Annotated in this window: 20 protein-coding genes; 9 read left to right on the forward strand and 11 right to left on the reverse strand. The window is 72.8% G+C overall.

Features of this window, described 5'->3' with window-relative positions:
- Positions 1-1242, reverse strand: a 1242-nt coding sequence (locus ACXVGS_RS16085) for a putative T7SS-secreted protein (RefSeq protein WP_458537176.1), incomplete at its 3' end; no start/stop codon positions are given.
- Positions 1243-1244: 2 nt separating this feature from the next.
- A complete protein-coding gene (locus ACXVGS_RS16090) occupies positions 1245-1550 on the reverse strand; it encodes a hypothetical protein (protein ID WP_458530458.1) in 306 nt (101 codons plus the stop codon).
- A 144-nt stretch (positions 1551-1694) separates the two neighbouring features.
- Between ACXVGS_RS16090 and ACXVGS_RS16095 the strand changes: the two genes are divergently transcribed.
- From ACXVGS_RS16095 to ACXVGS_RS16110, 4 genes are all read left to right on the forward strand, one after another.
- Positions 1695-2852: an AI-2E family transporter gene (locus tag ACXVGS_RS16095; protein ID WP_458537177.1), complete on the forward strand. Its 1158-nt coding sequence runs from the start codon at positions 1695-1697 to the stop codon at positions 2850-2852.
- A 98-nt stretch (positions 2853-2950) separates the two neighbouring features.
- Positions 2951-3532 (forward strand): TIGR03086 family metal-binding protein, encoded by a 582-nt coding sequence (locus tag ACXVGS_RS16100; protein WP_458533667.1) that lies wholly within the window; start codon positions 2951-2953, stop codon positions 3530-3532.
- A gap of 181 nt (positions 3533-3713) precedes the next feature.
- Positions 3714-4565, forward strand: a complete 852-nt coding sequence (locus ACXVGS_RS16105) for a nuclease-related domain-containing protein (protein ID WP_458533668.1) — start codon at positions 3714-3716, stop codon at positions 4563-4565.
- Between the two features lie 224 nt (positions 4566-4789).
- Entirely contained in the window at positions 4790-6412 is a 1623-nt protein-coding gene (locus ACXVGS_RS16110) for an APC family permease (RefSeq protein WP_458537178.1), read from the forward strand.
- A gap of 72 nt (positions 6413-6484) precedes the next feature.
- On the opposite strand, the gene ACXVGS_RS16115 is transcribed toward ACXVGS_RS16110, so the two are convergent.
- Entirely contained in the window at positions 6485-7570 is a 1086-nt protein-coding gene (locus ACXVGS_RS16115) for a hypothetical protein (protein WP_458534980.1), read from the reverse strand.
- A gap of 235 nt (positions 7571-7805) precedes the next feature.
- Between ACXVGS_RS16115 and ACXVGS_RS16120 the strand changes: the two genes are divergently transcribed.
- From ACXVGS_RS16120 to ACXVGS_RS16135, 4 genes are all read left to right on the forward strand, one after another.
- Positions 7806-9053, forward strand: a complete 1248-nt coding sequence (locus ACXVGS_RS16120) for a DUF445 domain-containing protein (RefSeq protein ID WP_458530452.1) — start codon at positions 7806-7808, stop codon at positions 9051-9053.
- A gap of 76 nt (positions 9054-9129) precedes the next feature.
- Positions 9130-9720 (forward strand): dual specificity protein phosphatase family protein, encoded by a 591-nt coding sequence (locus ACXVGS_RS16125; protein WP_458530451.1) that lies wholly within the window; start codon positions 9130-9132, stop codon positions 9718-9720.
- Between the two features lie 20 nt (positions 9721-9740).
- Positions 9741-10505 (forward strand): MOSC domain-containing protein, encoded by a 765-nt coding sequence (locus tag ACXVGS_RS16130; RefSeq protein ID WP_458537179.1) that lies wholly within the window; start codon positions 9741-9743, stop codon positions 10503-10505.
- Between the two features lie 174 nt (positions 10506-10679).
- On the forward strand, positions 10680-10847 hold the full coding sequence (locus ACXVGS_RS16135) for a hypothetical protein (RefSeq protein ID WP_458533673.1): 168 nt from the start codon (positions 10680-10682) through the stop codon (positions 10845-10847).
- Positions 10848-10933: 86 nt separating this feature from the next.
- Here the strand turns inward: ACXVGS_RS16135 and ACXVGS_RS16140 are convergent, their stop codons facing one another.
- The 8 genes from ACXVGS_RS16140 to ACXVGS_RS16175 form a co-directional block, all read right to left on the reverse strand.
- Positions 10934-12715 carry an LGFP repeat-containing protein gene (locus ACXVGS_RS16140; RefSeq protein WP_458530448.1) on the reverse strand — a complete coding sequence of 594 codons (1782 nt, stop codon included), beginning with the start codon at positions 12713-12715 and terminating at the stop codon, positions 10934-10936.
- Positions 12712-13179, reverse strand: coding sequence for a hypothetical protein (locus tag ACXVGS_RS16145; RefSeq protein WP_458530447.1), 468 nt, complete (start codon positions 13177-13179; stop codon positions 12712-12714). Before ACXVGS_RS16145 ends, ACXVGS_RS16140 begins: the two co-directional genes overlap by 4 nt.
- A 45-nt stretch (positions 13180-13224) precedes the next feature.
- Positions 13225-13824, reverse strand: coding sequence for an urease accessory protein UreH domain-containing protein (locus tag ACXVGS_RS16150; RefSeq protein WP_458537180.1), 600 nt, complete (start codon positions 13822-13824; stop codon positions 13225-13227).
- Between the two features lie 86 nt (positions 13825-13910).
- Entirely contained in the window at positions 13911-14696 is a 786-nt protein-coding gene (locus ACXVGS_RS16155; protein ID WP_458537181.1) for a hypothetical protein, read from the reverse strand.
- Between the two features lie 4 nt (positions 14697-14700).
- On the reverse strand, positions 14701-15255 hold the full coding sequence (locus ACXVGS_RS16160; RefSeq protein ID WP_458532237.1) for a MauE/DoxX family redox-associated membrane protein: 555 nt from the start codon (positions 15253-15255) through the stop codon (positions 14701-14703).
- 71 nt (positions 15256-15326) lie between these two features.
- Positions 15327-15686, reverse strand: a complete 360-nt coding sequence (locus ACXVGS_RS16165; protein ID WP_458530443.1) for a hypothetical protein — start codon at positions 15684-15686, stop codon at positions 15327-15329.
- The gene (locus ACXVGS_RS16170) at positions 15686-16618 is read right to left on the reverse strand and encodes a mechanosensitive ion channel family protein (RefSeq protein ID WP_458530442.1); all 933 of its coding nucleotides are present in this window, start codon (positions 16616-16618) and stop codon (positions 15686-15688) included. Before ACXVGS_RS16170 ends, ACXVGS_RS16165 begins: the two co-directional genes overlap by 1 nt.
- Positions 16619-16750: 132 nt before the next feature.
- Positions 16751-17095 carry a nuclear transport factor 2 family protein gene (locus ACXVGS_RS16175; protein WP_458530441.1) on the reverse strand — a complete coding sequence of 115 codons (345 nt, stop codon included), beginning with the start codon at positions 17093-17095 and terminating at the stop codon, positions 16751-16753.
- 212 nt (positions 17096-17307) lie between these two features.
- Here ACXVGS_RS16175 and ACXVGS_RS16180 point away from each other — a divergent pair.
- Positions 17308-18200 (forward strand): NAD(P)-dependent alcohol dehydrogenase (locus ACXVGS_RS16180; protein ID WP_458537182.1); only part of this gene is annotated, 893 nt, incomplete at its 3' end.

Here is an 18200-nt window from a genome sequence, read left to right on the forward strand (position 1 = left end):
CCACATCCAGAGCTTGCTGGACGGGGCAACCACGTTGACACCCAACTGATCAGCCAGTTGTTGCGCAATGCCCGTCGGCGACGACCCGGTGAAGCAGCTCAACAGGCGTACGGGACCCCCGTCATAGTCCGGCTGCTCCACGATCAGCTTCGCCAATTTGTCCGCCCCGAGCCGCTCGGCCTGACCCCCTGCACCGTGGACCTGGACCTGGAGCTCATTGCCATGAGCCGCGACGTCGTAGTGACCGTCGAGCGGGCGGACGTTTCGCGCATACGTTCCCAGCGGGTCGTGCTCGGCAAAGGAGATGATCGAGAGCTCGTACGGCGGGTTGGGGGCCTTGCGGAACAGGGCGGATGGGCGGAGCCGCGAGATCAGCCCCGTCCCGGCCGCGGCCGAACCGCCGCCGGTGACGGCGGCACCAAGGGCGTTGCCGCCGAGGTGGCCGAACGCGCGGGCCGGGTTCGTCGCCCAGGTGTCCCAGTCGACGACGGACTTGCCGAGCTCCACCGGGTGCTGCGCCTCGTTGACGAGGCCCTTGGACATCCCGACCTGGTCGGTCATCCACCCGACGGGGTTGACCGCGGCCCGCGTGGACGAGGTCCGCCACACCAACGCACCGAGGTCCACGACCGACTCCCCGGCCCCGAACGCCACCTGCCGCTGCAGCTGGACGCCGCGTAGCAGGGAACGCTCGGGCAGGCTCGGCTCCCGTGGCGCCAGAGCGGCGGCGCGCGAGAGCACCGCGGCGGCGCGCCGGCCGGACTCGGCGACCATCTCGTGCGCCTCGGCGAGCAGTCGATCGGCGCGGGCGCGGCCCTCCGCACCGGGGTCCGCGCCCTGCGCCGGCATGCCCGCGAGCGCCGCCACCGCGGCGGGGTCCCCGGCCGAAGCGCGGCGCTGGACCACCTCACGCGCGCCCACCTTCGCCGTCCACACCCCCGTGGCCGCGTGGGCGTCGTCGGCCACCATCGCCGCCAGGCGTGCCTGCTCCTGGGCCGCCTCCAACACCGCCGCGTGCTGCCCGACGGCCTGCGCCGCCGCGGCGAATGCCTCTCCGCCGGTGCGCAGTGGTGCCGGCGCCACCCCGAGCACCGACTGGAAGGCCGACGCGGCCGGCCCCTCCCAACGATCCACACCGATGGCGCTCAGGGTCTGCGCCCCTGCGGACAGGCCGGCGCCGATGGCCCCCAGCTGCGTCGCCAGGCTCGACACCCGGTCGGGGTCACCCGGCAGGGTCGCCACCGTCACTGCGCGCCGCCCCGGCCAAGCGGGAACCCCTGTGTCACGTCCCGCTCGACTGCGGCATAGGCCCCGGCCGCCTTCGCCAGGGCATCGGCGAGGATGTCCACGTCACGCCCGACCAGCTCGATCCCCCACATCCACCGGTCGGCGAAGTCCTCGACCGCGGCCGCGAACACCGGGTCGCCCCCGTCCCGCGCCTTGCCCCGGATCGGCCCCCGGTGCTGGCGCATCGCCGCCATCTCGTCTGCGGAGCGGCGCAGCATCGTTGCCGCCTCGCCCAGCTCGGCCCCCGACACACTGACCTTCATCGCCGCCTCCCCCTGGTCCCCACCATGACGGCCATCGTGCCGACTCCCCCGACACGGCCGCCGCCACTGTCCACAGCCTCGGCCAGCCCATCGCAGACCACCGTTGGGGAACCGGCGGCGGGCCGGAGGACCGATGATGCTGGCATGGCCCCTTCCAGCGACAGTGTCGCGACGACCACCGCGACCCCACCGACCGCGACACCGGCCCCACCGGTGCCGCCACATGCGCGGGTCCCCGAAGGGCTGCAGGTGGCGGCCGGCTACGGGTGGCGCCTGATCGTGGTGGCCGCGGCGGTGTACCTGACGTTCGCGGCCGCGGCCCGGCTCACCTTCGTGGCAGTGGCCGTCTTCGTCGGGCTCGTCATCACGGCACTGCTGCGTCCGCTGGTGGATCGGGCCTCCCGGGTCGTGCCCCGGGGTCTCGCGGTGCCGGCAGCCCTTCTCCTGACGTTGGCACTCATCGCCGGCGTCTTCACGTTCATCGGCAACTCAGTGGCCGTCCAGTCCCAGAGCCTGGGAGCCCAGTTCGCCGACGGCCTCGCCGACATCGAACGGTCCCTCGCCGCCAGCCCGCTGCACCTGCGCGCCGTCGACCTGACCCGCCTGGGAGAGCAGGCCCGGACGTGGCTCACCAGCAACGGCGGCTCGCTCGCCGGACACGCCCTCGGTGGCGCCGGGGTGGCGATCGAGCTACTCACGGGCCTGCTCCTGGCCGTGTTCTGCTCCATCTTCTTCCTGTCCTCCGGCGACCGGATCTGGGCCTGGATCCTGGGGCAGACCACCGGCGACGGGCGCCGCTGGGACATCGCCGCCCGCGCGGGGTGGGCCACCTTCGCCGGCTACACCCGCGGCGTGGTGCTCATCGCCGCCACGAACGCCGTGCTGGTCTGCGTGACGTTGCTCGTGCTGCGGGTGCCGTTGGCCCTTCCGTTGGCGCTGCTGGTGTTCTTCGCCGCGTTCGTGCCCCTGATCGGCTCGCCCGTCGCACTGGCGGTGGCGACGCTGGTGGCCCTCGCCGCCCGCGGCCCGCTCATCGCCCTCCTCGTCCTGGCCCTCATCGTGGTCATCGGGCAGCTCGAGGCCCACGTGCTGCACCCCCTGGTGATGAGCCGTGCGGTGCGGCTGCACCCGCTCGTGGTCGCCCTGACCGTCGCGTGCGGGACCGTCCTCGCCGGCGTGGTCGGCGCCGTCATCGCGGTGCCGTTGGTGGCCGTGACGTGGTCCATGTGGAACGCATGGCGCGCCCGGCCGGAGCTACCGGTGGCCCCCGCCACACACCACCACGCGGAGGAAGCGGAGTAACGCCGAGAAGGACACCGGTTCGCGCCTTGCCCCTGCACGACGGCTGACCCGGGGCCAGAATCGGTGGCGACCACACGGCATACCCGCCAAGGAGTTCCATGAGCCTGCCCACCGACCCGCTGTCCCTGCTCGCCCGCTCCCTCGACCAGGCCGGGGCCGTCGTCGCCGGGGTCCGCGACGACCAGGCGCACCTGCCGACGCCGTGCCGCTCCTGGGACGTCACCGCGCTCGTCGAGCACCTGGTGCACGACCTGCGCCAGTTCACCGGGCGCGCCCGCGGCGACGACCCCGACTGGCAGGCCCCGAGCGAGTCCGTGGACGGTGAATGGGTGGACGCCTTCCGCGCCGGCGAGTCCGCCCTGTTGGAGGCCTGGCGTGCTGCCGGCGACCTCGATGGCACCTTCGCCACCCCTCGCGGGGAGGTTCCGAAACGGTTCGCCGTTTCGCAGCAGACCGCCGAGTTCGCCTGTCACGCCTGGGATCTGGCCGTCGCTACCGGGCAGTCCACCCACCTTGACGAGGAGGTCGGGCTGGCGTCGCTGACCTGGGCGTCGACGGCCCTGCAGCCGGAGTTCCGGGGCCCCGAGAGCGAGGGCAAGGCGTTCGGCCCGGTCGTCGAGCTGCCCGAGGACGCCCCGCTCTACGACCGCCTGGCGGGCTTCTTCGGCCACCACCGCTGAAGCACGCGCACAGCCGTCCCACAGACGACGTAGGCCCGGGCACCGAACGGTCGACCTCCGTGCGGCACCTTCGGGCGCACTTGGCCCAACCCCATTCCCAGGCGGGGCGGTCCGGTCCACCCTCGAGGTGGACGGGGTGGAGGTTGGGATGCGAGATCGAGGATGGCTCGCCCTGGGGGGCATGGGAGCAGTCAGCCTGACGACGGTCCGGTATGCCGCGTGGTGCGGCTGCGGACGCTACGTCGCCGTGGGCGACGTCGCCGGATACGAGCACGTCCGTCGGCGGGTGCTCTGCCTGGACTGCGTGCTGCCGGGCGGGGACACGGCGCCAGCGGGGTACCGGGGCGAGCTGGGGCAGGCCATCGCCTCCCCCGGCCAGCCGGGGGCGTCGTCATGGCGGGAGTACTCCCGGCTGCGGCGGCAGCGGCAGGAGGACGTGCGGGAGCGCTGGCCGCACCTGGGCCCGGCGATCCTGTCCCTTTCCCGGGAGCCGGGGTCGATGCGTGACTGGGCACGGGCCTCGCGGGGCGAGCTGCGCGTCGGTGCGGCCCTGACCCGGCTCGCCGACGACTGGGTCTACGCCTTGCACGACCGCCGGATCCCCGGCCGCCGGCTCAACATCGACCACATCGCCGTCGGCCCTTCCGGGGTGTTCGTCATCGACACCAAGCACCAGCCGGGCCCGGAGGTGCAGGTGCGCCCACCGGCACCCGGGGCGTTCGGCCTGGTCGAGCGGCTGCTGGTGTGCGGGCGGGACCGCACGGACTTCCTCGGCGCCATGCAGCGCCAGGTGATGGCGGTGCAGTCGTCGCTGGAGTCGCTGCCGGACGGGCAGCCGGTGCACGTGCGCCCGATGCTGTGCTTCGCCCACACCCGGCTGCCGCTGTGGCGCCGGCTCAGCGTCGACAACGTCCCGATCGTCGGGGTGCGGGCGATGAGCCGGATGGTGCGCGAGGACGGACCGCTGGACGTCGCACGGCGCTACCGCATCTACAACCACCTGGCGCGCTGCCTGCCGTCGATGACGGGGTGAGCGCGACGGCCCTGCCACGGGAAGGAACCGCCCGACCCGGCGACGCTGACACCACTGCCCGGAAGTGGTGAGCCTGCTCACACGGCAGCAGGGATGGCTCCACGTCGTCTGGGAGTCCGCTGGGAATCCTTCCATTTGTCTGATTTGTCCTGCTAGCGTCCGGCGGCCTCATCACGCGGTCCCGCATGACACCCGTGCGGCCCGACGCTTCCGGAGGTTCATCCATGACCCAGACCGCCAGCGCCCCGACCACCACGGGGTCCAGTCCCCACCTCAGACGCGACATCGGCTTCTGGGGCCTGACGTTCGTCTCCCTGGGGTCGATCATCGGCTCGGGCTGGCTGCTCGGCGCCCTGCTGGCCGCCCAGGTCGCCGGACCAGCGTCGATCATCTCGTGGCTCATGGCCGGAGTGTTCCTCGCCGTGCTCGCCCTCGTCCACGCCGAGCTCGGCGCGGCGTACCCGGTCTCCGGCGGCACGGCCCGCTTCCCGCACATCGCGTTCGGCTCGCTGGCCGGCTTCACCAGCGGGTGGATGGGCTGGCTGCAGGCGGTGACGATCGCGCCGATCGAGGTCGAGGCCGCGCTGTCGTACACCAACAACAAGCTCCCGGGTCTGGTCAGCACCAACGGCACGCTGACCATGGTCGGCCTGGTCGTGGCCAGCGTGCTCATGCTGGCGTTCACCATCATCAACATCGTCGGGGTCAAGCTGCTGGCCGAGACCAACACGGTGACCGTGCTCTGGAAGACGGCCATCCCGGTGCTGACCGTGGTGGTCCTGCTGCTGATGTCGTTCCACTCCAGCAACTTCCACGCCGGCGGGGGCTTCGCGCCGTTCGGCGCCCACGGCGTGATGGCGGCGCTGCCCGCGGGTGTCGTGTTCGCCCTGCAGGGCTTCGAGCAGGCGATCCAGATGGGCGGGGAGGCCCGCAACCCCCAGCGGGACATCTCCCGCGCGGTGATCACCGCCATGGTCATCGGCACGATCATCTACCTCATGCTCGAGGTCGCGTTCATCGGCGCGATCAACCCGGCCAACCTCGCCCACGGCTGGGCCAACCCGATCGGCAAGGGCGACTTCGGCCCCTACGCCACCCTGGCCACCGGCGTCGGCGCCGGGTGGCTCGCGGCGCTGCTCTACATCGACGCCGTCATCTCCCCCGCCGGCACCGGCCTGCTCTACCTGGGCACCTCGGCCCGGCTCTCCTACGCCCTGGGGCACAACCGGCACCTGCCGCGGCGCCTGGCCAAGGTCAGCCTGCGGGGCGTCCCGCTCACCTCGATCGTCCTGGCGTTCATCGTCGGTGAGGTCGCGTTCCTGCCCTTCCCGAGCTGGCAGTCCCTCGTCGGGCTGGTCACCTCGGCCACGGCGATCATGTACGGCTTCGCCCCCGTGGCCCTGGGCGCGCTGCGCCGGGTCGACCCAGACCGGCCCCGGCCGTTCCGGCTGCCGGCCGCCGGGGTGCTCAGCCCGCTGGCGTTCGTGGCCGCCAACTTCATCGTGTACTGGTCGGGCTGGGAGGCCGACTCCAAGCTGCTCATCGCGGCAGTCATCGGCCTGGTGCTGTTCGGGGTCAACTACGTGCGCACGCCCGTCGTCGAGCGTCCCGTCCTGGACTGGCGCGCCTCGGCCTGGGTCCTGCCGTGGCTGGGCGGCCTGGCCGTCATCTCCAGGCTCGGCCAGTTCGGCGGCGACAAGGTGATCCCCTTCTGGGTCGACCTCGTCGTGGTCGCCGCGTTCTCCGTCGGCATCTACGCCTGGGGCGCCCGGTCGGGCATGCACGGCGCCAGGGAGGAGTCGGTGCTGGAGGACGAGCAGGCCGAGGCCGGCCTGGTCACCGCCTGACCCACCCGCCCCTCGGTATGCCGTGCTCCCCACCGAGGTGGGGGGCACGGCATACCTGCGTGAGGGGTCCCGTCAGCTGACCGTGGCGTGCCCGATCTCGCAGCCGCCCTGCCCGCTGTTGAAGTCGTTGGACCAGGTGGACTGGACCGGGTAGCTGCCGGTGCTCAGGGTGATGTTCGCCGAGGCGCCCTGGCCGGAGGAGATCCAGGCGCACTTGTCGCCGTTCTCGTAGCCGGTCAGGTCCGTCCAGCCGCCCGCCGGGAACTGGTCGGTGATCGTCTCGGCGTACTCGTGGCCCTCGACGATGGTGACCCCGTCGGTGACTCCAGCCGGGCCGGAGTTGACGAAGTTGGCGCCGCAGCTCGAGCCCATGTCGGTGACGTAGGGCTCGTTGGTGAAGGCCAGCGGGCCGTACGGCGAGCTGACCGCACCACCGGAGAGGGTGGCGTCACCGGTGTAGTCGTGCCACGCGCAGAACTGCGAGGTGGGCGTGTTGAAGCCGTCCGGCTTGGTCCCGGTCGGCGAGAGCACGACGTACTGCACGTTGCGGTTCGAGGCCGCCGTGGTGTTGCCGAAGTGGCCGGCGGCCCTGACCGCCTCTGCGCCGATCTGGTTGCCGGTGGCCTGCGCCGGGGCGGCGGCCGAGGTGTCGGCCCAGACGCCCGCCAGTGCGCCACCGGTGGGGTAGCCCACGTGCGCAGACCCGGCTGGGCAGGTGGTGCTGCCCTGGGTGACGCCCTGGCAGTACTGGGTCATGACGCCGGACCAGGTCTCGCTGCCGGTGCCGAGGCCCTTGAAGAACCCCTGCAGGATCGGGGCCGTGCCCTGCGGGTCGCCGCTGAGCGTGGTGTTGCCCTTGGCGTCCGTGCCCGGGGTGCCCCACTGCGAGCCCCAGAAGACCAGGTAGACCTTCGGCGCGCCGGTCGTGACCCCGACACCGCCGGTGCCGCCGCCGTACTGCAGGTTGTTCACCCCGAGGTTCGGCACGCTCGCGCCGAGCGTCTGCACGACACCGTGGCGGTACGGGTGGTCCAGCGCGTCGCCGGGGCCGCCGGGCACCGGGGCGGTGGCGGCCTGCGCGGCGACCGGGATCAGTCCAGCTGCGAGGACGGAGGCGCCGAGCGAGGCGAGCGCCCGGGCCCGCCAGCGTCGGGGCATGGCGGAGTCGTTCCTGGTGGAGCGCACGAGGAGCCTTTCGTTGCAGTGACTTTCGGCCGCCAGCGGCGGTCACGGGGTCAACGAGGCGTCCTGCGTGGGGTTAGTCAACGGCAGGCAAAGGTGCGGCAAAGATGCCGGTATGCCGTGTGCCGCACCTGGGGTGAGGCACACGGCATACCGGCGTCCGGGTGCCTGCGTCCCGGCGGGGTACGGCGGCGTCAGGCAGGATCGGGGCATGACGACCCTGGCTCCCGAGGCGGCGGACCTGAACCGGCGGCGCGCGTTACGGCGGATGCGGCTGCTGGCACTGGGTCTGTTGGTCCTCGCGGCGGTGGTGTTCGTGGCGACCCTGCACCGGGGCGGGGCGTGGGGCTACGTCAACGCGACCGCGGAGGCGGCGATGGTCGGCGCGCTGGCCGACTGGTTCGCGGTGACCGCGCTGTTCCGGCACCCGTTGGGGCTGCCGGTGCCGCACACCGCGATCATCCCCAGCCGCAAGGACGCGCTCGGCCAGAGCCTGGAGGAGTTCGTCAGCACCCACTTCCTCACGGCCGAGGCCGCCCGGGAGCGCTACGCCGCAGCCGACGTGACCCGGCGGGTCGGGCGCTGGCTGAGCGAGCCCGAGCACAGTGCCCGGGTCGTCGCGGAGGGGTCGGTGCTCCTGGAACGGGCGCTGACCCGGGTGGACGAGGCGGACGTGCGCGCGGTGGTCGAGCAGGCGGTGCTGCCGAGCCTGGTCGAGGAGCCGGTCAGCGCCGTGGTCGGGCACCTGCTCGAGGGGGTCGTGGCCGACGGCTCGCACCACGGGCTGGTCGACCTCGCCGTCGCCGAGGCGCACGACTGGCTGGTCGACAACGCGGGGACCGTCATCGGCATCGTCGAGGAGCGCGCCCCGTGGTGGACCCCGCAGTGGGTCGACGACCGCGTGGCCGGCCGCGTGCACCGGGAGGTCGTCGCCTGGCTGGCCGACGTGCGCGACGACCCCGACCATCGCGTGCGGCAGGCACTCGACGACCTGCTGGCCCAGCTGGCCGAGGACCTGCAGCACGACGAGCCGACGATGCAGCGGGCCGAGGCGCTCAAGGTGCGGCTGCTCACCCACCCCCAGGTCGGCGAGTCGGTGGTGGCGGTGTGGCGCACCCTGCGCACATCACTGTCGGCGGCGCTGCGCGACGAGCACGGCCTGCTGCGCCGCCGGCTGACCGAGGAGGTCGCCCGGCTCGGCGAGCGCGTGGCCGTGGACGAGGCGCTGCGGGCACGGCTCGACGCGTACGCCGGTGACGCCCTGGCCCACCTGGTCAACACCTACGGCCACGAGATCACCGCGATCATCTCCACGACGATCCAGCGCTGGGACGGCAAGGAGGCGGCCGAGCGGATCGAGCTGCACGTCGGGCGCGACCTGCAGTTCATCCGGATCAACGGCACCATCGTGGGCGGCCTGGCCGGGCTGCTGATCCACACGGTGGCGACCCTGGCCTGACCAGCCGGCCTGTCGTGTCGGCGCGTTCCGGACCACACTGGGGGGACGACCCCTCGTCCCCCGACCGGGAGCCCCCGTGCCTGCGAACCCCGCCAACATCAGCTTCGTGACCGACCGTCTCGCCGTCGGGGGTGACCTCGACTGGCGGGAGGCGGTGGCCCGCACCCAGCTGGAGGAGCTTGTCGGGCTCGGCGTCAGCCACATCATCGACGTGCGCGTGGAGTGGAGCGACGAGGAGTTCGTGGCCGCCCACGCGCCGCAGGTCCGCTACCTGCACCACGGCATGGACGACGACGGGCAGCGGGTGGCGGCGGCGTGGTTCGACACCGGCGTCGGCTGGGCGCTCGACGCACTGGAGGGTGATCCCACGCACGTCGTCCTGGCCCACTGCCACATGGGCATCAACCGCGGGCCGTCCCTGGGCTTCGCGGTGCTGCTGGCCCAGGGCTGGGACCCGGTCGAGGCGCTCGACGCGATCCGGGCCGCCCGCCCGATCGCCTACATCGACTACGCACGGGACGCCCTGCGCTGGCACCACGCCCGCGCCGGTCACGGGCGGCGCGAGCTCACCCGTGACCTCAAGCGCCTGTCCGACTGGCGCGAGTCCAACAACCTCGACGTGGTCTCCGTCATCCGGGGCATCCGGCAGTCCGAGAACGCCGGCTGACAGGGGACGGGGAGGCGGTCATGGAGGTCGTGGGCCTTTGGCGCTACCCCGTGAAGTCACTGCAGGGTGAGCGGCTTGATGCTGCCAGCGTGGAGGCGGACGGCGTCGCCGGAGACCGACGATGGGGACTCCGTGACCAGCGCACCGGCCGGATCCTGACTGCCCGGCGCCGCCCTGAGCTCCTCGGTGCCTCGGCGTCCTACGACGGCGATGCTCCGGTCATCACCCTTCCGGACGGCGCTACGGTCGTCGGCCCGGGAACGCGGACGGACAGCCGGCTCTCGGAGTGGCTGGGGAGCCCGGTGTCGCTCGTCTCGTCGCTGGGCGCTCTCGCGGGCCGGGCCGAGTACTTCGAGGATGCGACCGATGACACCAGCCCGGCCGTTGAATGGACGATGCCGGCTGACCGGTACGTCGACACGGCCCCGATCCTGGTCCTGACCACGGTGTCGTTGCGCACCGCCGCCGGTCACTACCCGCGGGGAACGTGGGATCCGCGCCGCTTCCGGGCCAACATCCTGATCGGCCTCGACGGCGAAGGGTGGGTCGAGGACTCCTGGGTCGGGCACCCGATCCTGCTCGGTGCTGTCACTCTCGTCCCCAGCCAGCCATGCGTCCGCTGCACCATGGTCACGCGATCCCAGCCCGGGCTCGACGCCGACGTGGAGATCTTCCGCACCCTGGCCCGCCACCACCGCGGCCTCTTCGGCGTGTGGTCCGACGTGGTCGCTCCGGGGCGCCTGGCCGTCGGTGATCGCGGGTCCCAGCCGGCACCAGTGCTGTAGAGAGCGCGGGCGCTCAGGGACTCGGGCGCAGGATCGGTGGGGTCAGCGCCGTGGTCGGGCCGGCGCGGTGGAGCATGGCCGGACGCCCGCCCCCGCGGGTGGTCCGCTCCCCCGTCTCGACCAGGAAGCCCTCGGCGCCGGTGACCTTGCGGTGGAAGTTGCGCGGGGCCGGGGGTGCTGCTGCACTGCGTCCACGCCGAGCAGCGCACCCCCAGCGTCGCGCTGCGGTATGCCGTGCGGCAGGGGGCGGACGCGCGCGAGGCGGCGCGCGCGATACAGACGGTGCTGCCGAGCACCCGGGGCTACGGCCGCCTCTGGGAGGCGGCGCTGCGTCGGCCCTGACCTCTCTTTGCGCAAGTTAAGGCTGCTGAGAGGCCCGGAAACCGGCCCTCCGGCAGCCCTAAGTTGCGCAAAGGCAGACGGGAGGCTCAGCTGGCGGGAGGGACGGTGATGGTGCCGTGCTCGAACGCGCCGTGCTCGGTGCCGTCGGCGTCGGTGACCGCGTCACCGACCGGGTAGCCCCACGTGCCGGCCTCGGCGCCGTCGGCCTTCCACTGGGCGAGCACCCGACCGGTGACGACATAGGCCGCACCGCCGCTGAGCGCCCACACCTCCCCGCCGGTGAACACCTGCCCCACGCCCCGACTGTCGGCGCCGGAGACCCGGTCGGCGCGCGGATAGCCCAGCGCCCCGGTCTCCCGGCCGTGCTGCACCCAGGCGGTGTAGATCGGCTGGCGCACGACCGCCGGGCTGGTGGTGGGGCTGTCGCAGACGGCGCCGCCGTCGAAGAGCTGGATCCACGAGCCGTCGGTCTTCGTGGTGCGGTCGGCCTGGGGGTAGCCGAGCTCGCCCCTCTCCCGGCCGAGCGCGACCCACATGGTCAGGGCGTCGCCGGTGACGACGGAGGTGCTGGTGTGCGGGCTGTCGCAGAGCACACCCTTGGCGAAGGTCTGCGCCCACGAGCCGTCCTTCTGGGTGACCCGATCTCCGTTGGGGAAGCCGAGCACGCCGTTCTCCCGGCCGTGCTGGGCCCACACCGTGTAGGCCCAGCCGTAGACCACCGAGGTCACGGTGTGCGGGGTGTCGCAGAGCAGGCCGTGCTCGAACAGCTGCATCCAGGTGCCATCCGAGCGGGTGGCACGGTCGCCATTGGGGTAGCCGAGGACGCCGCCCTCCCGGCCGTGCTGCGCCCACACCGTGTAGGCCCAGCCGTAGACCACCGAGGCCTTCGTGCGGCTGGTGTCGGCCACGAGGCCGTGCTCGAAGGACTGGGTGAACGAGCCGTCGGAGTGCGTGACCCGCTCCCCCGTGGGGTAGCCCAGTGCCCCGCGTGGGCCACCGACCCGGGACCAGGTGTCGCGGGCCAGGCCGTAGATCGCGCGGGCGCCGGTGGCCTTGGTCCAGTAGATCGAGCCGTGCTGGTAGGTGACGTACTTGCCCTTGTTGTCGCCGACCGCCCGCTCGGGGCCCGTCGAGCCACCGAGGTAGGAGCCGTTGGCGCCCATGGCGTTGTAGCGGGTCAGGATCGGGCCGCAGCCCTGCAGGCAGGGCGCACTGTGCTCGGAGGTCCGGTTGTCGACCAGGGTGGTGGTGGAGCACTGCGCCCACTTGTATGGCGGGACGCAGCTCACCACGCGGCAGGCCACACCACCACTGCACTTGACCTGGGTGTTGCACTGGCCGTAGCGGAAGGCGTTGCAGCAGTGCCGGCGCTGGTCGCAGCTGGTGCTCGGGCCCTTGCCGCACTTGCAGGACCAGCAGCGGCTGTCGCAGATGTGGTCGCCGGAGCAGCCGGTGCTGCACGAGGAGCACGTGGCGTTGCAGTCGACGATGTAGCGGTAGCCGCCGCAGCACCAGGAGGAGTCGGCGGCCTTCCACCAGCCGGCGCTGAACGTGCCCGGCGGGCAGGCGTTGACGCCGTTGTTGACGGTGCAGCAGAAGACGGTCCAGCCCGCGGAGTAGGTGTTGCCGGGGCCGCAGATGGTGGCGTAGGCGTCCTGCGCCTTGAGCACGTAGTCCTTGGGGTGGGCGACCAGCGCGGAGCCGACGACGGCGGTGCGCACGAGGAAGCCGCGCCGGCTGAACCGGCCCAGGGCCCGGGAGGCCCGCTCGACCAGCCGGGCGGCGGGGCTGGACGCCGTGGTGGCCAGCGCGAGGGCGCTCTGCGGAGCGGCCACGGTGTCGGCACCCGGCGCAGTCTGCGTGCTCACATCAGGCTCCATCCACGTTCGACGTTGAGCTGGTTGACCTTGCGGGCGGCGCGGGGCACCACGGCCATCCGGCGGGCGTGGCTGCCCAGGACGACGAAGAGGCAGAAGGCTCGCCCGCCCTCGGTGAAGAAGTGCTGGGAGGCGCTGCGGTCGCCGAAGACCCGCTGCAACCGCGACGGGGAGAACTGCGAGGGCGCCAGGCGCGGCATGCCCTGCGCGGCGTAGAGCCCGTAGCCGGCGTGCTCCGGCTCGAACTCGACCAGCGAGATGAAGATGTCGGCGGCGCCGAGCAGGTCGACCACGCCGCTGCCGAAGTCGCCGCGGTCGGCCGGCAGCGGCCGGGTGCTCGCGTGCAGGATCGGCAGGGTCCGCTCCCCCTCGGCCAGCGACGGCGTGCGGCGGAAGATCCGGTGGTCCCAGCCGTCGCCGACGGTCACCGACAGGCCGTGGTTGGACAGCCTCATGGCACCTGCTCCCCTCTCGTGACGACCCCGCTCATGACCACCCCCTCATGACAGCCCCGCTGCGCCGGCCAGCGCCGCGGCCGCGACGACGAGCGACGCCTGGGCCAGCCGGTCGGCCGGACGGGCCCAGCGCTCGAGGGTGCCGAAGACGCGGTAGAGGTCCTCGCGCGCGTGGACCCGGGCCAGCAAAGGCACCGGCAGCGCCCGGACCAGGCCGAACACGGCGCCGATCGCCATCCCGGCGCGCACGTCCCCGGACCAGGCGGCGAGCAGCACGGTGGCGTAGACCGTCGAGCTGGTGACGATCGTGACCACGCCGAAGCCCAGCTGGGTGCCGAAGCCCACGCCATACACCCAGCCGCGGTAGCCCGACATCCAGTTCTCGTCGACCTGGCGGCGCCAGCTGGGCAGCCGGCGACCGGCGACCCCGCGGTCCAGGAGCAGGCCGGCCACGAGCAGGACAGCCAGGACCGTTGCCGTTGCTGGCGACTCGCGGATGCCGTGGGGCAGCATCGAACCGAGTCCGGCGGCCAGCAGGCCGAGCGTGAGACCCCCGAGGAGGGAGCCAAGCAGGTAGGCGACGACCGTCACCCACCAGCGGGAGGCGCGGGCCCGTTCACCGAACGGGCTGATGCTCGAGAGCATCGACTCGCCTCAAGGTGACCAGGTCGAGCGCACCGCGGCGACCGCGGCCAGGGGCATCCCCACGGCGAGCGCGACCACGACCGGGCTCATGCGCGGTCGGCGTCGTCGGGCGGTTCGTACATGCTGGCGTGGCCGGGGTGGATGCCGGCGCCGAGCAGCTCGCGGTCGATGCGGGCCAGGTCGTCGCGGTCGTGCGCGTGCCCTCCGACCGGCCCCGGTCCGGTGCGGCCGGCCTTGCGCCGCGCCTCGGCGGTGTCGTCGACGGCCTGACCCATGAGGTCGGCGACCTGCGCCCACGTGGTCGAGGAGCCCTCGCCGGTGATGAGGCCGTCCTCGACGTAGACGAAGTAGGGCGAGCCGGGGACGCCGTAGTCGGTCCACGCGCCGGAGGACTGCACCACGTCGAGTCCGTCGCCGGCGAGCTGGCGCAGCCGGGTGACGCTCTCCTCCTCCGGGCCCTTGGCGACCACGAGCAGGCTGGCGTCGCCGGGCACCGCGGTGTGGCCGCGGGAGAGCTCCTCCCAGAACGTCGCGCAGACGGCGCAGCCGCTGGAGAGGAAGGCCAGGAGGGTACGCCGGCCGGTCGCCGACACGGCGACGCTCACCTCCTCGTCGTGCAGGGTGGTGCCCACGACGTCGGCGGCGGTGGTGCTCGGCGGGCGGGTGTTGGGCACCACGCCCTGCTCGAGCTGGACCGGCACCGGGCCGGATCCGTGGTGCTGCGTGGCGTGCTCGTCCTTGTCCTCGAGCTCGAGGCCGGCGCCGAGCTCGTGCAGCGCCTTCATGATGAGGGCGTGGCTGCGCAGCAGCCCGAGCACGAGCAGCCCCAGCAGGGCGATGGCGACACCCTCGGCGATCACGGCGGCGAGCATCAGCTCATCCTTCCTGCGGGGCGGTCCGCGGGCCGCGGACCGCGGCGGGGGTGGTGGTGGGCAGGACCGCGATGACGAGCCAGGACAGGAAGGCGACCAGCACGGCATACCCGGCGGTGACGAGCTGGCCGGGCTGGGCGGTGAGCAACCGGGCCGGCGGCTCGACGGCGGTCGCCGCGGCGGCGCCGGCGAGCAGCGCGGTGACGATCAGGTGGCTCCGCGTGGGCGGGGTGTCCGGCTTGCCGAAGCAGCCGCAGGAGGCGAGGACGCCGCCCTTCGCCAGCGCGAGGGCGACGAAGCCGGTGAAGGCGAGGTAGGCCAGCGAGACGAGGCCGGCGGTGATGGTGCCGGGCCACGCTACGGCGGCGACGCCGAGGACGACCTCGGCGGCCGCGATCACCCGGGTGGTGGCTGAGGCGGTCCCGATGGTGCGGCCGACGGGGAGGCCGACCGAGCGCAGGGCACGGACGAGCGGCAGCGGGTCACGCAGCTTGGGCAGGCCGGCGGCGACGAGCAGGCCGCACGCCGCCAGGTACGGGCCGGCGAGGAGTTCCCCCATGGTCGCGAACCGTACCCCCGGCGGTTCGCCCGGACCCGTTGAATCGCACGGATTTGTCCAATCTTGAGGGACTAAGGGGTCGGGCCGCCGGCCGGCGTCGAGGAGGTCAACGTCGGCACGGTGGTCACGGTCGAGCTGGTCGCCTCACTGGTCGTGGTGGTCGTGCGCGACTCGGTGCGGGTGGGTGCCTCGGTGGTCGTCGTGGACGTCCGAGTGGCGCCTGGCTCCGTGGTGGTCGTGGTGCGCGTGGGCGTGCGGGTCCGGGTCGCGGTGCGGGTCGGGGTGGCCGGGGCCTCGGGGGCCGGGGTGACCTGGGTGCGGGCGGGCGAGCCGGCCGGAGGTGGACGGACGAGGACGTAGGTGGTCAGGGTGAGCAGGAAGATGGCGAGCAGCACCCACGTCGAGGTGCGGATGGCGCGGAGGTGGGACATCAGCCGGTGCCGGAGCCGCTCTGGGTGCTCGTGGGGGTGTTGACTCCGGTGCCGGCGCTGGTCGGCTCAGCGGTGTCGAGGTCGGTGGTGACGTTGATGCCTTCGCGCAGCAGTCCGATCGCGATGCGGGCCCGCAGCGCCCGGCCGACGTCGAACTGCTTGCCGGGCAGGGTGCGGGCGACGACCCGGATCGAGACGTGGTCGACGTCGATGCTCTGCACGCCCATGATCGCCGGCGGGTCGAGCATGAGCTGCTGCAGCGCCGGGTCACCGAAAGCGTCCTCGCCGATCCGGTGCAGCAGGTCGCTGACCCGGTTGACGTCCGCGGTCGCCGGGACCGGCACGTCGACCACGGAGCGGGCCCAGTCACGGGAGAGGTTGGTGACCTGGGTGATCTGGCCGTTCGGGGTGATGACGACCTCGCCGTCGGCGGTGCGGATCGTGGTGATGCGCAGCGTGACGTCCTCGACCGTGCCGATCGCGGGGTCGGAGATGCCGGGGGCGTTGAGGCGGATGAGGTCGCCGAAGCCGTACTGCTTCTCGGTGATGATGAAGAAGCCGGCGAGCAGGTCCTGCACCACGCGCTGGGCACCGAAGCCGAGGGCGACACCGGCGACCGCCGCAGGGGCGACCAGGCCGGTGACGGGGACGCCGAGGCGCTGGGCGATGCCGACCGCGGTGGCGCAGTAGATGACCACCAGCGTGGCCCAGGTGATGACCTGGGCCAGGGCGTGGCGGTGCTTGGACGCCTCGGAGCGCACGAGGGAGTCGGTCTCGGCGGCGCTGTCGTCGATCCGCTGGGTGATCCGGTCCCCCGCCCACGTGGCGAAGCGCGTCAGCAGGAGCGCCCCGGTCACGAGCAGGACGATCTCCAGGCCGCTGCTGCGGGCCCAGTCGACGAAGTCGGTCAACGGCTGGACGTTGGAGAACATCGCTGCCCATGGTGGCGCAGCAGCCCCGGGGGTGACCAGCGCCGTCTCAGCGGGCGCCGGGGACCAGCGCCAGGTGCGCCCCCGGCCAGGGTGACTGCGGGTATGCCGTGTCGGCCGGCGCGCAGGAAGGCGTCAGGCCTGCTGCACGGTGTAGACCACCGTCTGCACGCGGATCTGGCCGTCGGCGAAGATGAACGTGTCGATGCCGTCCTCGACCTTGCGGCCCCCGCCGGTTGCCTTCCACTCCAGGTAGAGCACGTCGTCGGCGAACACCGTGGTCAGGTCCCACTGCGCCTGCGGCACGTCGCCCAGCAGCTGGGTGAAGACCTGACGTGCGCCGTCCTTGCCGCGGTACACCTTCTTCTGCACCACGAGGATCGCGTCGTCGGCGTAGTCGGCGACGATGTCCTCGAGGTCCTCGGCGCCGAGCGCCTGCCCGTGGTGCGCGAAGACCTCTTCCGGTGTGCGTGTGGCCATGGCCTGCCCCTCCTCGGTCGGTGAGTCATCCCGACTCTCAGGGGCCCGGTCGCCAACCCGGAAGGGCCTTGGGTCACTGGCGGGGCGGCGGAGGTCGTGCTTGTGTGCAGAGGGGACTGTGGGCGAGCACCGGGGTCACCCCAACTGCGTCGCCCACCGCGTCGCCCAGGCGCGTCGTCCGGGCGCGCTGCCCAGCCAGGAGGGGAGCCAGCATGAAGGCCGTACGACTGCACCGCTACCACGAGCGTCCCGTCGTCGAGGAGGTGCCCGACCCCGAGCCGACCGGCCCCTTCGACGTGGTCGTCCGGGTCGGCGGTGCCGGGCTGTGCCGCACCGACCTGCACATCGTCGAGGGCCAGTGGGCCGACCGCAGCAACGTGCCGCTGCCCTACACCCTCGGCCACGAGAACGCCGGCTGGGTGCACGCCGTGGGGTCCGCGGTCGCGCACCTCTCCCCCGGCGACGCCGTCATCCTGCACCCGCTCATCACCTGCGGCTTCTGCCGGGCCTGCCGCTCCGGTGACGACGTGCACTGCGAGGCCAGCCGGTTCCCCGGCATCGACACCGACGGCGGTATGGCCGATCTCCTCCACACTTCGGCACGGTCCGTGGTCAAGCTGGCACCCGGGGTGGAACCCGCCTCGGTGGCGGCACTCGCGGATGCCGGCCTCACGGCATACCACGCGGTGAAGAAGGCGCTGCCGCTGTTGTATCCGGGAAGCACGTGCGTGGTGGTCGGCGCCGGCGGGCTGGGGCACATCGGGATCCAGTGCCTGCGCGCGATGAGCGCCACCCGGGTCGTCGTGCTCGACGCCAACGAGGAGGCCCTGGCGCTGACCCGCGAATGGGGCGCGGACGAGACCGTCGTCGTCGACGGCAAGCACGTGGAGCGGGTGCTGGAGCTGACCGACGGCCACGGGGCGCAGGTGGTCCTCGACTTCGTCGGCGAGCGGGGCGCCGAGCGCGACAGCTGGGCGATGACCCGGCGGGCAGGCAGCGACTTCGTGATCGGCTACGGCGGCACGGTGCAGATCCCCGCGATCGACGTCATCTCCACCGAGCGCAACGTCGTCGGCAACCTCGTCGGCAGCTACAACGACCTGGT

This window comes from Oryzihumus sp., assembly GCF_054325275.1.

What these genes read in the sequence shown, in the direction of transcription:
- ACXVGS_RS16090 (WP_458530458.1), bottom strand. Translation starts at nt 1,550, where the DNA reads ATGAAGGTCAGTGTGTCGGGGGCCGAGCTGGGCGAGGCGGCAACGATG.
- ACXVGS_RS16095 (WP_458537177.1), top strand. Translation starts at nt 1,695, where the DNA reads ATGGCCCCTTCCAGCGACAGTGTCGCGACGACCACCGCGACCCCACCG.
- ACXVGS_RS16100 (WP_458533667.1), top strand. Translation starts at nt 2,951, where the DNA reads ATGAGCCTGCCCACCGACCCGCTGTCCCTGCTCGCCCGCTCCCTCGAC.
- ACXVGS_RS16105 (WP_458533668.1), top strand. Translation starts at nt 3,714, where the DNA reads ATGGGAGCAGTCAGCCTGACGACGGTCCGGTATGCCGCGTGGTGCGGC.
- ACXVGS_RS16110 (WP_458537178.1), top strand. Translation starts at nt 4,790, where the DNA reads ATGACCCAGACCGCCAGCGCCCCGACCACCACGGGGTCCAGTCCCCAC.
- ACXVGS_RS16115 (WP_458534980.1), bottom strand. Translation starts at nt 7,570, where the DNA reads ATGCCCCGACGCTGGCGGGCCCGGGCGCTCGCCTCGCTCGGCGCCTCC.
- ACXVGS_RS16120 (WP_458530452.1), top strand. Translation starts at nt 7,806, where the DNA reads ATGACGACCCTGGCTCCCGAGGCGGCGGACCTGAACCGGCGGCGCGCG.
- ACXVGS_RS16130 (WP_458537179.1), top strand. Translation starts at nt 9,741, where the DNA reads ATGGAGGTCGTGGGCCTTTGGCGCTACCCCGTGAAGTCACTGCAGGGT.
- ACXVGS_RS16145 (WP_458530447.1), bottom strand. Translation starts at nt 13,179, where the DNA reads ATGAGGCTGTCCAACCACGGCCTGTCGGTGACCGTCGGCGACGGCTGG.
- ACXVGS_RS16150 (WP_458537180.1), bottom strand. Translation starts at nt 13,824, where the DNA reads ATGCTCTCGAGCATCAGCCCGTTCGGTGAACGGGCCCGCGCCTCCCGC.
- ACXVGS_RS16155 (WP_458537181.1), bottom strand. Translation starts at nt 14,696, where the DNA reads ATGCTCGCCGCCGTGATCGCCGAGGGTGTCGCCATCGCCCTGCTGGGG.
- ACXVGS_RS16160 (WP_458532237.1), bottom strand. Translation starts at nt 15,255, where the DNA reads ATGGGGGAACTCCTCGCCGGCCCGTACCTGGCGGCGTGCGGCCTGCTC.
- ACXVGS_RS16165 (WP_458530443.1), bottom strand. Translation starts at nt 15,686, where the DNA reads ATGTCCCACCTCCGCGCCATCCGCACCTCGACGTGGGTGCTGCTCGCC.
- ACXVGS_RS16170 (WP_458530442.1), bottom strand. Translation starts at nt 16,618, where the DNA reads ATGTTCTCCAACGTCCAGCCGTTGACCGACTTCGTCGACTGGGCCCGC.
- ACXVGS_RS16175 (WP_458530441.1), bottom strand. Translation starts at nt 17,095, where the DNA reads ATGGCCACACGCACACCGGAAGAGGTCTTCGCGCACCACGGGCAGGCG.